Genomic DNA, 14463 nt, shown 5'->3' with positions numbered 1-14463 from the left:
GACCGGCCCGTCGCTGCCTCGTCGATCCCCCGGCATGTCGGGCTGATCATGGACGGCAACGGCCGCTGGGCGGCGGCGCGGGGGCTGCCGCGCGCCGCGGGGCATCGCGCGGGGGCCGAGGCGGTGCGCCGCTGCATCCAGGCGGCCATCCGGCGCAAGGTGTCGTGCCTGACGCTGTATGCGTTCTCGTCGGAGAATTGGCGCCGCACGCCCGAGGAGGTCGCGGACCTGACCGCGCTGCTGCGCTACTACCTGCGGCACAAGGTCGCCGAGCTGAATCGCGAGGGCGTGCGGATCCGGATCATCGGCGATCTGGAACGGTTCGATCCCGACGTGCAGGCCGAAGCCCGCCGTGCCGAGGAACTGACGATCGCCAATACCCGCCTGACCCTGGTCATCGCGCTGTCCTATGGCGGACGCGCCGACATCGTGCAGGCCGCGATGCGCGTGGCCCAAGCCGCGCTGGCCGGGACGATGGATCCAGCAGCGCTGGACGAGGCGAAATTCAGCCGTTTCCTGCAGACCGCCGATGTGCCCGATCCCGACCTGATCGTGCGGACCAGCGGCGAATGCCGGCTGTCCAATTTCCTGCTCTGGCAGTCGGCCTATGCCGAACTCGTCTTTATCGAAACGCTCTGGCCCGATTTCGACGAAAGCCATTTCGACGCGGCCCTGGACATGTTTGCCCGTCGTGAGAGGCGATTCGGTGCCCGTCCCGCCCCCTGAACCCAGCCCGCGCCCCATGCCGGCCCCCCAAGGTCGCACCCCCCAGGGTCGCACCACTCGGGATCGCACCCCTCGGGGCCGCAATTGGAAGGACCTGCGGGCCCGCCTGCTGTCGGCGGCGGTCCTGGTGCCGGTGGCGCTGTTCTGCGTCCGGACGGGCGGCGCGCCTTATGCGGCGATGATCCTGCTGGCCACGGCCGGCATGGCGCTGGAATGGGGGCGCCTGTTCGGCCTGGCCGCGCGGTCGGCGCGCGGCGCGCTGTACCTGGCCTGGATCGCGGCCACCATGGCGGCGGCCCTGGCGGGCCATTGGTGGGGCGCCGTGCTGGTCATGGGCGGGGCGTTCGTCTTCGGACCCGCCCTGTGGCTGGGCCAGGTCGTGATCGGCTGCGCCGGACTGTCCCTGTTGTGGCTGCGCATGATGACCGCGCCGGGCGCCGGCGTGGTGCTGTTCGTCGTGACCTGCGTGGTGGTCAGCGACAGCGGCGCCTATCTGATCGGCCGCCTGCTGGGCGGGCCCAGGCTGGCGCCCGCCATCTCGCCCGCCAAGACCTGGTCGGGCGCGCTGGGCGGCCTGCTGTGCGCCATGATCGCCGGGGGGGGCGTGTGCGTGCTGGTCTCGGGGCCGGGCAATTGGGGGCGGGGAATCGCCTTCGGTGCGTTGATGGCCGTTGCCGCGCAGATCGGCGACCTGGCCGAGAGCGCGCTGAAGCGCGCGCGCGGCGTCAAGGATTCGGGGGCGATCATTCCCGGCCATGGCGGCCTGCTGGACCGGTTCGACGGATTGCTGGTCGCCGCCCCCCTGGCCGCGCTGCTTTCGGCCGGGGCGGCGGGAGCCGCGTTCTGGTATGTGACCCCGGCGGGCCTGATCGCGGCCCTGACGGAACTTCGGCCTGGGTATCCGCCGGGGCAATAATTGCGGCATCAAACGGGGGCCCGGCTGCCATAGGCGGCGGATCGGGTCCAAAATACGGCGCGGCGACGCCGAGGGGCAGGGAAGAGAGGCATGAAATCAGTCACCGTTCTTGGCAGTACCGGCAGCATCGGCTGCTCCACGGTCGACCTGCTGCTGCAGGCGCCTGAACGGTTCGCGGTCGACGCCCTGGTCGGCGGCAGCAACGCCGTCCGCCTGGCCGAACAGGCCAGGGCCCTGCGCGCGCGGCATGCCGTCATCGCCGACGCGGCGAGGCTGGCGGAGCTGCGCGACTTGCTGGACGGCAGCGGGATCGCGGTCTCGGGCGGGCGCCAGGCGGTGATCGAGGCGGCGGCCCGGCCGGTGGACTGGACGATGGCGGCGATCACCGGGGCGATCGGGCTGGAACCGACCCTGGCGTCGGTCCGCAACGGCGGCGCCATCGCCCTGGCGAACAAGGAGGCCCTGGTCTGCGCCGGCGACGTGATGCTGCGCGCGGTCGCCGATGCCGGCGCGACCCTGCTGCCGGTGGATTCCGAACATAACGCGATCTTCCAGTCGATGGCCGACCGCCAGGTGGACGGGATCGAGAAGATCGTGCTGACCGCCTCGGGCGGGCCGTTCCGCCGGGCCAGCCTGGCGGACATGGAAAAGGCCACCCCCGAGGCGGCGCTGCGGCACCCGACCTGGACCATGGGCGCCAAGATCACCATCGATTCGGCGACGATGTTCAACAAGGGGCTGGAGGTCATCGAGGCCGCGCGGCTGTTCGCCCTGACCGAGGACAGGATCGGCGTCGTGGTCCATCCCCAGTCGGTCGTGCACGGGCTGGTGCATTATACCGACGGCAGCATCGTGGCCCAGATGGGTTCGGCCGACATGCGCATCCCCATCGCCCATACGCTGGCCTGGCCCTGCCGCATGGCCACCACGTCGCCGCGCCTGGACCTGGCGGCGCTGGGCCGCATGGAGTTCGAGGAGCCCGACGAGGCGCGCTTTCCCGCGCTGCGCCTGGCCCGCGAATCCTTGCGCGCGGGCGGCGCCGTCCCCACTATCCTGTCGGCGGCCAATGAAATCGCGGTCGAGGCGTTCCTCGGCGGCGCGATCGGCTTTCTGGACATTGCCCGGGTGGTCGAGGACGCGATGCAGGCGCTCGGCCATCAGGCGGCCGATTCGCTCGAGGCCGTGCTGCATTGGGACCAGGAGGCCCGGCGGACGGCGCGGCTGCGCACGGCGCAGCGCGCGGCCTGATCCGGGTTTCGGCCCCGAACATTACCAGGAGTACCCCCTTCATCATGCCCGAACTGCTTCGGACCGTCCTCGCCTTCGCCCTGGTGCTGGGAGTGCTGGTCTTCATCCACGAACTCGGCCACTACCTGGCCGCGCGCTGGCGGGGCGTGCATGTCGAGGTGTTCTCGATCGGTTTCGGGCGTCCGCTGCTGCGCTGGCACGACAGGGTCGGCACGGAATGGCGGCTCTGCCCGATTCCGCTGGGCGGCTACGTCAAGCCTCACGGTTTCGAAGGGCCGGACGAGGCGACGCCCGAGCAGATGGCGGCCTGGCAACCCGGGCGCACCTTTCATGACAAGCCGGTATTGTCCCGCACCATCGTGATCGCGGCGGGGCCGGTGTTCAATTTCCTGCTGGCGATCGTGCTGTTCGCCGGGTTGTTCGCCACCGTGGGCCGGCCGGAAATCCGCAATGTCGTGGGTCAGGTCGTGTCGGGCAGCGCCGCCGCCGCGGCCGGCATCCTGCCGCAGGACGTCATCGTGCGCATCGGCGCGCACAAGGTGGCCGACGTGGCCGGCATCCAGGCGGTGGTGGCGGCCGAGCCGGGGGTGAAGACCGACGTCACCGTCCATCGCGGCGGCCATGACGTCACCCTGCCCGTGACGATCGGCACCGTCGCGGGCGAATCGGGCGCGAGGCGCGGGCAATTGGGCGTGATGTTCACCGCCGCGGTCAGCCAGCGGCTGGGTCCGGTGGCGGCCGTGACCGCCGCGTTCGGGGAAACCTGGCGCCTGTCGGTCCAGACCCTGGCGGGGCTGTGGCAGATGCTGACCGGCCAGCACAGTGCCAAAGATCTGGGCGGTCCGCTGCGGATCGCGCAGATGTCGGGCCAGGTGGCCCAGTACGGGGTGGCCAGCCTGGTGTCGTTCATGGCGCTGCTGTCGATCAATCTTGGCCTGATCAACCTGCTGCCGATCCCGGTGCTGGATGGTGGCCGGCTGGTCTTCTACGGGCTGGAGGCCCTGCTGGGGCGGCCGGTGCCGCGCCAGGTGCGCGACATCAGCTTCCAGGCCGGCTTCGCGGTGATCGCCGGGCTGTTCCTGTTTTCGACGTTCAACGACCTGTCGCATTTCGGACTGTTCCGATGGGTCGCATCTCTGGCCGGATGATGCCATCATCGCGGATATGACGGAGGCGCTTGCGCGACGGGGGGGATTTCGGATACCTCCGCCGTACGGGCGCGAACGACCGCCGGTGCGGAGAATCCGCGCGCGGACGCCTATCGCCTACGGACCGCTGGTTTGGGGGAAGCCGATTTTGCCGACTAAACGTTCTACGCTTCTTGCGTCGGTTTGCCTCGTCCCTCTGTTCGTCGCCGGCACGGCCAAGGCACAGCCTCATTCCGCGCCGCGCGGGGCGGCGGTCGCCCGGGCGCCGTCCGGCGGGGTGATCGAAGCAATCCAGATCAGCGGCAACGACCGCATCGAAACCAGCACCGTCCTGTCCTATATGGTGGTGCAGCCGGGCGATCCGTTCAATCAGGACCAGTTGGACCGGTCGCTGAAGACCCTGTACGCCACCGGCCTGTTCCGCGATGTGACGCTGCATCGCGCGGGCAACGTGCTGCAGGTCCACGTGGTCGAGAACCCGATCGTCAACCGCATCGTCTTCGAGGGCAACCACGCCGCGAAGGACGAGGATTTGCGCAAGGTGATCGCGCTGCGTCCCCGCGCGGTCTTCTCGACCCAGATCACGGCCTCGGACCGGCAGAAGATCCTGGGCGTCTACGCCGAGAAGGCGCGTTACGCCGCCACGGTCACGCCGCAGATCATCCGCCTGTCGCATAACCGGGTCGACGTGGTGTTCCAGATCAACGAGGCCGAGCAGACCCTGGTCCGCAAGATTTCCTTCGTCGGCAACCATGCCTTCAGCGAGGCCAGGCTGGCGCAGGTGATCTCGTCCAAGGAAACGGCGTGGTACCGCTTCTTCTCCTCGGCGGACGAATATAATCCCGAACGCATCCGCTATGATGCCGAACTGCTGCGCCGCTTCTATCTGCGCAATGGGTTCGTCGACGCGCAGGTGCGCAACCAGACCGGCGAATTGTCGCCGGACCGCAAATCCTTCTACATCACCTTCACGATCGAGGAGGGGCCGCGCTACCGGCTTGGGCGGGTCAATATCCGTTCGTCGCTGCGCCATGTCAGCGCGGCGTCGCTGCGCCCCTATATCGAACTGTTCGCCCATCAATGGTATGACGGCAGCGCGGTGCAGCATAATGCGACCGATATGGAAGAGCGGCTGCAGGGCCAGGGCCACCCCTTCGCCATGGTCCGGCCCGAGATCGCCCGCAATCCCGAGAAGCGCATCGTCGACCTGCTGTTCGACGTCAGCGAAGGGCCGCGCGTCTATGTCGAACGGATCGACATCAACGGCAACACGATCACCCAGGACCAGGTGATCCGTCGGCAATTGCCGATGGCCGAAGGCGATCCGTACACCCCGACCGACAAGAAATATTCCAAGGCCATCCTGCAGGATCTGGGGTATTTCAGCTCGGTCTCGATCGACCAGAGCCCCGGCTCGGCGCCGGACCGGGTCGACGTGGCCGCCAACGTTGTGGAAAAGCCGACCGGCGAATTCTCACTGGGCGGCGGCTATTCGACCGATATCGGCGTGCTGGGCAATATCGGGCTGAAGCAGCACAACCTGCTGGGCTCGGGCGTGGATGCCGGCATTTCGGGTACCCTGGGCTATTACCAGCGCCAGGCCGACATTTCGGTCAGCGACCCGTATTTCCTGAACCGCAACCTGGTCGCCGGCATCGACATCTTCGGCATCCAGAACAACTATCAGACCTATCAGAATTATTCCGAAGGCCGGTACGGCTTCTCGCTGCGCATGGGCTATGCCTACAACAACCACCTGTCGCAGTCCTGGAGCTATACCCTGACGGACCGCCAGGTGAACAACGCCTATAGCGACGCGTCGTGGTACGTGCTGGACCAGACCGGCTGGTCGCTGCTGTCGCAGCTCAGCACCACGCTGACCTACGACACGCGTGACAACCGCATGTCGCCCCATTCCGGTTATGTCGTGCGGCTGGGCGGCGATTTCGCCGGCCTGGGCGGCGACGAGAAATATGTCCGCGGCAAGGTGGATACGGCCTACTACCTGCCGCTGGACGACCTGATGGGCAACCATGACTGGACGGTCGCCTTTACCGGCGGCGCGGGCGACATCGCCAACTGGGGCGGGCGCAGCGACATCATCGACAATTTCTATCTGGGCGGCAACACGCTGCGTGGCTTCCTGGATGGCGGCGCGGGTCCGCGCACCAAGGGCATCCCGGCCTATACCTGGCAGGGCGTGCAGTATCCGATGCACTCGCAGGAAGATTTCATCGGCGGGCGCTTCATCTACACCGCGTCGGCCACCGTCAATTTCCCGATGCCGCTGGCGGCGGACATGGGCATTCGCGGCCGCTACTTCGTCGATGCCGGCGGGCTGGACGGGCTGCGCGTGCCGCGGCGCTATACCGCCTATCCGCAGGATATGCCCCGCTATACGCCGGTCTATGGCGACACGCTGTCGCCGCGCGTCAGCACGGGTGTCGGCTTTTCATGGAAAAGCCCGTTCGGCCTGATCAACATCGATCTCGGCATCCCGGTCGTGAAACAGAGACATGACCGGACGCAGTTGCTCCGCTTTGGCTTTGGCCAGCAATTCTGAGGTGACAATGCTTTCTACCCGTGGGCTTCGTACCCGTGGCGTTTTCGCACTGGTCGCGGTCGTCGTGATGACCGGCGCCGGCCTGGCTTCGACCGGCGCGCTTGCCAAGGGGGCTTCGTCCTCGGGCGGGAATGCCGGCTGGTTCGTGCCCAAGACCGCGCAGCCGGCGGCGGCCCCGGCGGTTCCGCGCGCCGCGCGTCCCGCGCCCGTGCCCCTGCCGCCCGCCGCCGACAACGAGGACGCGCAGTCCCAGACGCCGCCCGTGCTGCCGATGCCGCCGGTTCCGGCCTCGCCGGACATTCCGCGCGGCGTCACCCCGCCGGTGCCGGTCATCGGGGTGATCAGCGTGCCCGAGGTGATGCGTCTGTCCAGCGCCGCCCAGCAGGCCGAGAAAGTCCTGGGCGCCCGCCGCGACGAACTGGCGCGCGACGCGCAGAAGGAGCAGGCCGGCTGGCGCGACGAGCAGCAGAAGCTGCAGGCCGAAGCCAAGAACCTGGCCTCGGACCAGATCCAGCAGCGCGAGCGCCGCCTGCAGCAGCGGGTGATCTCCGCCCAGCGCGATTTCCGCAATCGCAACCGCATCATCCAGGAAGCCGCCCAGGTTTCGCTGAACCAGATCGAGCGCGAACTGGTGCAGATCATCCGCCAGGTCGCGGCCAGCCGGGGAATGAACCTGGTGCTGCATCGCGAGCAGGTGGCGCTGAGCCAGGACGGGCTGGATATCACCAGCCAGGTGGCGGACCAGTTGAACAAGGTGCTGCCCAGCGTGTTCATCCCGGCGGCGAATGTCGATCCGGAACAACTGGCCAAGTCCGGCACCATGCCGACCACCGCCGATGCCGAGCGCGCGCCGGCCGCCGCTACCGCGCCGGTGGTGGCGTCCCACCGGTAAGCGGGCGCCGGCGGCATGGAGGGGCAGGACGCGGCACGGCCGGGTGACGAGCGGTTCTTCACGCGGAAAGGGCCGTTCACCCTTGCGGCCCTGGCGGAATGCGCGGGGGCCCGGATCGAGAACGCGCGGGACAGTGCGGATGCGCGTCAGTATACCGGGATCGCCCCCCTGCAATCCGCGGGCCCGCAAGAGGTCAGTTTTCTGGACAACCGCCGCTATGCCCCCTTGCTGGAGCAGACGCGCGCCGGTGTGGTGATCCTGGCGCCGGCCTTTGTCGACAGGCTGCCCGCGGGGACGATCGGATTGGTCTGTTCCGCGCCCTATCTGGCCTGGGCGCGGATCGCGGCCCTGTTTCATCCGGTGCCGGCGATCGTGCCGGGGATCCATCCCAGCGCGGTGATCGGCGAGGGCGCGCAGATCGATCCTTCGGCGCAGATCGGCCCCTTTGTTTCGATCGGCGCGCAGGTGCGCGTGGGCGCGGGCAGCCGGGTGGACGCGCATGCCACCGTCGGCGACGGAGTGCGGATCGGCGCGGGCTGCCGCATCGGCGCGCAGTGCAGCGTCTCGCACGCGCTGCTGGGCGACCGGGTGACGTTGCTGCCCGGGGCGCGGATCGGCCAGGAAGGTTTCGGCTTTGCTGTCGGGCCGGATGGGTTCGAGACCGTGCCGCAACTGGGGCGCGTGATCCTGGAAGACGGGGTCGAGGTCGGGGCGAATGCGACGATCGATCGGGGCTCGTCGCAGGACACGGTGATCGGCGCGGGCTCGCGCCTCGACAACCTGGTGCAGATTGGCCATAATGTTCGCCTTGGCCGATGCTGCATCGTCGTCTCCCAGGCTGGAATCTCGGGTTCCACGGAACTGGGCGATTTCGTCACCGTTGCGGCCCAGGCCGGTTTGATCGGTCATATCCGTATTGGAACCAGGGCCCGCATCGGCGCCCAGTGCGGTGTGATGTCGGATGTCGAGGCGGGCGCCGATGTGATCGGCAGCCCGGCAATGCCGTTTCGGGAATTTTTCCGGAATGTCGCCGTGCTGCGGCGTCTGGCGAAGAAGGGAACGAAACAGGGTGACGGTGCGGCCTGAGGCAGCGGGCCCCCGGAAGTCAACCGGGACGGGCGGGCAATGGGTCGCTGGGCGACGGGCCGCGCCATCCCGAGCAAGATGGTCGGACGACGTGGATAAAGAAGTAGAGGTTCCCTCGGCGGGCGAAGGCCCGACCTGTATCGAAGCCATCGATGTCATGCGGATCATGGAGGCGATCCCGCATCGCTATCCGTTCCTGCTGATCGACCGGATGGTCGATATCGTGCTGGGCCAGTCGGCGGTCGGCATCAAGAACGTGACGGCCAGCGAGCCGCATTTCCAGGGCCATTTCCCCGCGCGGCCGGTCATGCCCGGCGTGCTGATCATCGAAGCGATGGCCCAGACCGCGGCCACGTTGGTCGTGCTGACGCTGGGGCCGGCCTTCGAGGGCAAGCTGGTCTATTTCATGACGATCGACGGGGCGAAATTCCGCCGCCCGGTCGGGCCCGGCGACCAGTTGAAGATCCATGTCGAGAAAGAACGCAGCCGCGCGAATGTGTGGAAGTTCAAGGGCGTGGCGCGGGTCGACGGCGTGTCGGTGGCCGAGGCCAGCTTCAGCGCGATGATCATGGGCTAGAGCGGATGATGCTCTAGTGTCCTGCTCCGGATGCGCGAACGCGGATCGTCCGGAAGCCTGAAACCAGAAGCCTGATTCTGCCGGGAGAAAGTATATTGACCGATTTGGCTGGACCGGATGCCGGAATTCAGGCCGCCGAGATTCATCCCTCGTCGATCGTTGCCGAGGGGGCGCGGATCGGGCGCGGCGTGCGGATCGGCCCATGGTGCATGATCGGCCCGGACGTCCGGATCGGCGACGGCACGCAGTTGATCGCCAACGTGATCGTCGACGGGCAGACGCAGATCGGCCCCGGCGTCACCTGCTATCCGTTCACCACGATCGGCATGGCGCCGCAGGATCTCAAATATCGCGGCGAGGCGACACGCTGCGTGATCGGAGCCCGCACCGTCATCCGCGAGAATGTCACGATCCATCGTGGCACCGCCACCGGCAGCGGCGTGACCCAGGTCGGCGACGATTGCCTGATCATGGCCAATTCCCACGTCGCGCATGATTGCACGATCGGGAACGGGGTCATCATCGTTAATAATGTCGTCATGGGCGGGCATGTGACGATCGGCGATCATGCGCGCATCATGGGCTCGGCCGCCCTGCACCAGTTCGTGCGCATCGGGCGCGCGGCCCTGGTCGGCGGCGTCTGCGGGGTCGAGGCCGATGTCATTCCCTATGGCAGCGTCCTGGGCAATCGCGCGCGCCTGGTCGGGCTGCACTGGATCTGGCTGAAGCGCAACGGCGTGCAGCCGGACGAGGTCCATCGCCTGCGCCGCGCTTTCCGCGCGCTCTATCCCCGCGCGATGGAAGACGAGACCGCGGCCTTCAGCCAGAGGCTGGACGCGGTGCGCGCCGAATATGGCAACGAGCCCCGGGTGGCCGAGATCCTGGCCTTCATCGAGGCCCCCAGCCATCGCGGCCTGGTGCGCGTCGCGGGCGGCGGCACGGCATCCATCGAAACCGACGGCGTCTGAACAGAGTCCATGGCCGTGGCCGGCGTGACCTCGCCTGACGGCAAGCCGGGGCCGATCCTGTCGGGCGATTGCGTGGGAATCCTGGCGGGCGGCGGCCCGTTGCCCGGCCAGGTGGCCCAGGCGGTCGCCGCGCTGGGACGGCGCGTGTTCATCGTCGGCTTCCAGGATTTCGCCGAACCGGCCGTAATCGGATCCTGGCCGCATCGCTATGTCCGCCTGGCGGCGGCGGGCGAGATTCTGTCCTGCCTGCGTGCCGAGGGCTGCCGCGACCTGGTCCTGATCGGGCCGGTGCGCCGCCCCTCCTTTTCCGACCTGCGGCCCGACGCCGCGGGCGCGCGGATCATGGCGCGGATCGGCCGGGCCCTGTTTTCCGGCGATGACGGATTGCTGGCGGCCATTGTCCGCGTGCTGGGCGAGGAAGGGTTCGCCATCCACGGCGCCCATGAATTTCTCTCGGCGTCGGTCGGGCGGCGCGGCGTGCTGGGCCGCGTGCGGCCCGATGCCGGGGCCCAGGCGGATATCGACCGCGGACGGACGGTGGTCGATGCGATCGGGCGGCTGGATATCGGGCAGGGCTGCGTGGTGCAGGACGGGCTGGTCCTGGCGGTCGAGGCGATGGAGGGCACCGACCGCATGCTGCTGCGCGCGGGCGAATGCCGCCAGCCCGGGCGTCCGGGCGGGGTTCTGGTCAAGATGCTCAAACCGGGGCAGGATCGGCGGGCGGATCTTCCGACCATCGGGCCGGATACCGTCAGGCGCGCGGCCCAGGTGGGCCTGCGCGGCATTGCGTTCCAGGCCGGGGCAACCCTGCTGACCGACCCGGACTTGTGTATCGCGGCCGCTGACGCGGCCGGCCTGTTCCTGGTCGGAATCGATGCCGAGGGCGAAAACTGACCGGTCTTCCAGACAGGAGAATGTTCATGGGTTCATATCTGCATACGATGGTGCGCGTGCGCGACCTCGACGCCAGCGTCGCATTCTACACCTTGCTCGGCATGCGCGAGCTGCGCCAGCGCGAAGTGCCCGAGGGCCGGTATACCCTGGTCTTCCTGGGCTATGGCGACAATGCGTCGGGCCAGGCGGAGATCGAGCTGACCTATAATTGGGGCAAGGATGACGGCTATGAGATCGGCACCGGTTTCGGCCATTTCGCAGTGGGCGTGCCCGATGTCGCGGCGCTGGTCGAGGCCGTGCGGGCCGGCGGCGGCAAGGTGACGCGCGAGGCGGGGCCGGTGAAGTTCGGCACGACGGTCATTGCCTTCGTCGAGGATCCGGACGGCTACAAGATTGAACTGATCCAGCGCCCGTAAGGGAATATCCTGAATATATTTAGCCGCGCAGATCCTTCAGCCGGTGCACGGCCTGTTCGATCGACTGGATGATCTGCTCGGCGGCCTCGCGGATCCGGGGGTCGGCATGCAGGCTCAGCCGATCGGCCGTCAGCATCGCCGGTGCCAGCAGGCCCCGGACGTCATGCAGGATCTTGCCGACGGATGACGATTCGGCGGCGGATGACGCGCCGTCTTGCGGAAGGGGGGCGCCGTTCATGCTTCTGTTCTCCGCGCGTGGTCTTTGGCACGTTGACGTGCCGGAAAACGGACAGTATAAGGCGCGCCTCGGATCGGGTGCCGCGAACTGCGCCCGAACGCGCCGTGGAATTTAGCCGCGGCATATTTGTTGCTGTCAATCTGGGAGTGCCGTCGTGAAGCGCACGTATCAACCGTCCAAGCTGGTCCGCAAGCGCCGTCACGGCTTCCGCGCCCGTATGGAAACCGTCGGTGGCCGCAAGGTCATCGCGAACCGCCGCGCCAAGGGCCGCAAGCGCCTGTCCGCCTGATTGCCAGGCCGTCGTCTCCGGGCCGTGGCCCGGGGCGACACGGCCCCGCGATATCGCGCCGGGGCGAGAATACGAAAGGCTGCTGAGCGTGGCCGACCGGTCCGTCCGTCTTAAGAAGCGTGCAGAATTCCTGCTTGTGGCGTCTCGCGGACGGAAGGTTCCTTCACCCGGTCTGGTGCTGCAGGCGCTGGAGCGGGGCGATTCCGATCCGGCGCGGATCGGCTTTACCGTGACAAAGAAGGTCGGGAACGCCGTCGTCCGCAACCGGACGCGCCGCCGGCTGCGCGAAGCCATGCGGCAGGTCGCGCATGAGGCGCCGCTCAGCGGCGTCGATCTGGTCCTGATCGGGCGTGGCGGCACGCGGGGGCGCGATTTTTCGGCGCTGTTGGGCGATCTGCGCCGCGCGCTGCGCAAGGCGGGCGTGCGGGGGGATTCGTGAAAGCGCGCCTGGGCGCGATCCTCTCCCGGCCGCTGATCGGCCTGATTCGCGCCTATCAATGGATCTTCCGCCCCGTGATGGGGATGAATTGCCGATTCGTCCCGTCCTGCAGCGATTACGCGCTGGAGGCGATCCGCCGCCACGGGCCGTTTCGCGGCACGATTTTGGCGGCGTGGCGGATCTTGCGTTGCAATCCGTGGAATATCGGCGGATACGATCCCGTGCCCGAGCGGGGGCCTGCGCGCGGTCCCTGCTGTTCCTCCCACAGATAACGTGAGTCTGGCTGGTTACTGATGGATACCAAGCGCTTTATCGTGGCGACCCTGCTGTCCGCCATGGTCCTGGTCGGCTTCGAATATTTCATGCCGAAGCAGACCCATCAGCAGGCCGCGCAGCAATCGGCGCAGGCCACCAGCCAGACCCCGCCGGCCAACCGGCCGGTACCGGCCGCGCCGATCGCGGGGGCGAGTTCGCAGCCGCAATCCATTCCGGCGCCGCAGGCCGAAACCCGTCTGCCGATCGACGGGCCGAAGGTCAGCGGGTCGATTGACCTGCTGGGCGCGCGCCTGGACGACATGGTGCTGCGCGACTATCACGAGACGATCCGCAAGGGCAGCCCGCTGGTCCGCATCCTGGAGCCGGCGCGCGATCCGCAGCCCAACTATGTCGAGATCGGCTGGATGAACCTGCCGGGCGGGCAGGTGCGCGTGCCCGACGCCAATACCGTCTGGACCGCCGATGCCCCGAAGCTGACGGGCGAGAAGCCGGTGACCCTGTCGTGGGACAACGGGCAGGGCGTGACTTTTCAGATCATCGTGTCGATCGACAGCCATTACATGTTCGCGGTCGAGCAGCGGATCGTGAACCATTCGGCCCAGCCTGTCGCGCTCTATCCGTTCGCGCGGGTCGACCGGGCCTATACCCCGGTGGAAACCGGCGGTTACCTGGTGCATGAGGGTCCGATTTCGGTGATCGACGGGCGGATGGACGAAAGTTCGTACAAAAGCCTGCGCACCGGTGCGACCCCGCCGGCCAATCAGTCCTGGACCCGCGCGGGCCAGAACGGCTGGGCCGGCATCACCGACAAATACTGGCTGACGGCCGTCATTCCGCAGCAGGGCACCGCGGTCACCGGCAGCTATGGCTATCAGGCCAACCAGGGCGCCGGGATCTACCAGGTCGGCTTCATCGCGCAGGCGCCGACCACCGTGGCGCCGGGCATGACGGCAGCGACCACCAGCCACGTCTTTGCCGGCGCCAAGGAAGTGAATTTGCTGGAGCATTACGAATCCAGCCTGCACATTCCGGATTTCTGGAAAGCGGTCGATTTCGGCTGGTTCGCCTTCCTGACGCGCCCGATCTTCTACGTGCTGGACTGGCTGAACACGCTGCTGGGCAATTTCGGCCTGGCGCTGATGGCCTTCACCCTGCTGGTCAAGGGGCTGTTCTTCCCGCTGGCGACGCGGCAATTCCGCTCGATGGGCAAGATGCGGCAGCTCCAGCCCAAGGTTCAGGAGATCCGCGAGCGCTATAAGGGCGACCAGATGGCGATGAACCAGCACATGATGGCGCTGTACAAGAACGAGGGCGTCAACCCCGCCGCGGGCTGCATGCCGGCGCTGGTGCAGATCCCGGTGTTCTGGAGCCTGTACAAGGACCTGTACATCACCATCGAAATGCGCCATGCGCCGTTCTTCGGCTGGATCCAGGACCTGTCCGCGCCTGACCTGACCAACCTGTTCAACCTGTTCGGGCTGATCCCGTGGGATCCGACGGTCTTGTCGCCGTTCCTGCAACTGGGTGTGTGGCCGATTCTGTTCGGCCTGACGATGTACCTGCAGCAGAAGCTGAACCCGGCGGCGATGGACCCCGCGCAGCAGCGCGTCTTCCAGATGATGCCGGTGCTGTTCACCTTCTTCATGGCGCGCCAGCCCGCGGGTCTGGTGATCTATTATTGCTGGAACAACCTGCTGACGATGGCGCAGCAGATGCTGATCCAGCGTCGCCTGGACGGCGCGTTGAAGAAGACCGGCGCCCCTGCGGCTCCGGCCGTGCGGAAGTGA

At 67.6% G+C, this 14463-nt stretch carries 16 protein-coding genes; 15 read left to right on the top strand and 1 reads right to left on the bottom strand.

The genetic code is table 11. From position 1 onward, the window contains the following. Positions 1-48: 48 nt before the first annotated feature. From uppS to gloA, 11 genes are all read left to right on the top strand, one after another. Positions 49-726: a polyprenyl diphosphate synthase gene (uppS, locus tag QN315_RS01830; RefSeq protein WP_323993759.1), complete on the top strand. Its 678-nt coding sequence runs from the start codon at positions 49-51 to the stop codon at positions 724-726. Continuing rightward, the gene (locus QN315_RS01825) at positions 692-1642 is read left to right on the top strand and encodes a phosphatidate cytidylyltransferase (protein ID WP_323991251.1); all 951 of its coding nucleotides are present in this window, start codon (positions 692-694) and stop codon (positions 1640-1642) included. Before uppS ends, QN315_RS01825 begins: the two co-directional genes overlap by 35 nt. Positions 1643-1732: 90 nt before the next feature. Then, positions 1733-2890 (top strand): 1-deoxy-D-xylulose-5-phosphate reductoisomerase, encoded by a 1158-nt coding sequence (gene dxr / locus QN315_RS01820; protein WP_323991250.1) that lies wholly within the window; start codon positions 1733-1735, stop codon positions 2888-2890. 44 nt (positions 2891-2934) lie between these two features. After that, positions 2935-4038, top strand: a complete 1104-nt coding sequence (gene rseP / locus QN315_RS01815; RefSeq protein WP_176640255.1) for an RIP metalloprotease RseP — start codon at positions 2935-2937, stop codon at positions 4036-4038. A gap of 148 nt (positions 4039-4186) precedes the next feature. Beyond that, complete coding sequence (bamA, locus tag QN315_RS01810) at positions 4187-6601, top strand: outer membrane protein assembly factor BamA (protein ID WP_246285604.1); 2415 nt, start codon at positions 4187-4189, stop codon at positions 6599-6601. Positions 6602-6608: 7 nt separating this feature from the next. Next, entirely contained in the window at positions 6609-7493 is an 885-nt protein-coding gene (locus tag QN315_RS01805; protein WP_408904567.1) for an OmpH family outer membrane protein, read from the top strand. 15 nt (positions 7494-7508) lie between these two features. Next, entirely contained in the window at positions 7509-8579 is a 1071-nt protein-coding gene (lpxD, locus tag QN315_RS01800) for a UDP-3-O-(3-hydroxymyristoyl)glucosamine N-acyltransferase (protein WP_323991249.1), read from the top strand. 91 nt (positions 8580-8670) lie between these two features. Then, positions 8671-9156, top strand: a complete 486-nt coding sequence (fabZ, locus tag QN315_RS01795) for a 3-hydroxyacyl-ACP dehydratase FabZ (protein ID WP_176639467.1) — start codon at positions 8671-8673, stop codon at positions 9154-9156. Positions 9157-9281: 125 nt separating this feature from the next. Further along, positions 9282-10124, top strand: a complete 843-nt coding sequence (gene lpxA / locus QN315_RS01790; protein WP_408904675.1) for an acyl-ACP--UDP-N-acetylglucosamine O-acyltransferase — start codon at positions 9282-9284, stop codon at positions 10122-10124. Positions 10125-10133: 9 nt separating this feature from the next. Then, positions 10134-11018: a UDP-2,3-diacylglucosamine diphosphatase LpxI domain-containing protein gene (locus tag QN315_RS01785; RefSeq protein ID WP_323991248.1), complete on the top strand. Its 885-nt coding sequence runs from the start codon at positions 10134-10136 to the stop codon at positions 11016-11018. A 26-nt stretch (positions 11019-11044) separates the two neighbouring features. Then, positions 11045-11434 (top strand): lactoylglutathione lyase, encoded by a 390-nt coding sequence (gene gloA, locus QN315_RS01780; RefSeq protein ID WP_323991247.1) that lies wholly within the window; start codon positions 11045-11047, stop codon positions 11432-11434. Positions 11435-11453: 19 nt separating this feature from the next. Here gloA and QN315_RS01775 read toward each other — a convergent pair whose 3' ends face one another. After that, on the bottom strand, positions 11454-11672 hold the full coding sequence (locus QN315_RS01775; RefSeq protein ID WP_323991246.1) for a hypothetical protein: 219 nt from the start codon (positions 11670-11672) through the stop codon (positions 11454-11456). 154 nt (positions 11673-11826) lie between these two features. Here QN315_RS01775 and rpmH point away from each other — a divergent pair, with 154 nt between their 5' ends. From rpmH to yidC, 4 genes are all read left to right on the top strand, one after another. Beyond that, a complete protein-coding gene (gene rpmH / locus QN315_RS01770; protein WP_012553083.1) occupies positions 11827-11961 on the top strand; it encodes a 50S ribosomal protein L34 in 135 nt (44 codons plus the stop codon). 88 nt (positions 11962-12049) lie between these two features. Further along, entirely contained in the window at positions 12050-12400 is a 351-nt protein-coding gene (gene rnpA, locus QN315_RS01765; protein WP_176639464.1) for a ribonuclease P protein component, read from the top strand. Between the two features lie 17 nt (positions 12401-12417). Then, positions 12418-12672, top strand: a complete 255-nt coding sequence (gene yidD, locus QN315_RS01760) for a membrane protein insertion efficiency factor YidD (protein WP_408904674.1) — start codon at positions 12418-12420, stop codon at positions 12670-12672. 21 nt (positions 12673-12693) lie between these two features. Next, positions 12694-14463, top strand: coding sequence for a membrane protein insertase YidC (gene yidC / locus QN315_RS01755; protein ID WP_323991245.1), 1770 nt, complete (start codon positions 12694-12696; stop codon positions 14461-14463).

Source organism: Nguyenibacter sp. L1 (assembly GCF_035199985.1).
Taxonomy (GTDB): domain Bacteria; phylum Pseudomonadota; class Alphaproteobacteria; order Acetobacterales; family Acetobacteraceae; genus Gluconacetobacter; species Gluconacetobacter vanlangensis.
This window is presented reverse-complemented; position numbering and strand designations above follow the sequence as displayed.

Coding starts and splice junctions, on each gene's coding strand:
- uppS (WP_323993759.1), top strand. CDS start 49: ATGGACGGCAACGGCCGCTGGGCGGCGGCGCGGGGGCTGCCGCGCGCC.
- dxr (WP_323991250.1), top strand. CDS start 1,733: ATGAAATCAGTCACCGTTCTTGGCAGTACCGGCAGCATCGGCTGCTCC.
- rseP (WP_176640255.1), top strand. CDS start 2,935: ATGCCCGAACTGCTTCGGACCGTCCTCGCCTTCGCCCTGGTGCTGGGA.
- QN315_RS01805 (WP_408904567.1), top strand. CDS start 6,609: ATGCTTTCTACCCGTGGGCTTCGTACCCGTGGCGTTTTCGCACTGGTC.
- lpxD (WP_323991249.1), top strand. CDS start 7,509: ATGGAGGGGCAGGACGCGGCACGGCCGGGTGACGAGCGGTTCTTCACG.
- QN315_RS01785 (WP_323991248.1), top strand. CDS start 10,134: ATGGCCGTGGCCGGCGTGACCTCGCCTGACGGCAAGCCGGGGCCGATC.
- gloA (WP_323991247.1), top strand. CDS start 11,045: ATGGGTTCATATCTGCATACGATGGTGCGCGTGCGCGACCTCGACGCC.
- QN315_RS01775 (WP_323991246.1), bottom strand. CDS start 11,672: ATGAACGGCGCCCCCCTTCCGCAAGACGGCGCGTCATCCGCCGCCGAA.
- yidC (WP_323991245.1), top strand. CDS start 12,694: ATGGATACCAAGCGCTTTATCGTGGCGACCCTGCTGTCCGCCATGGTC.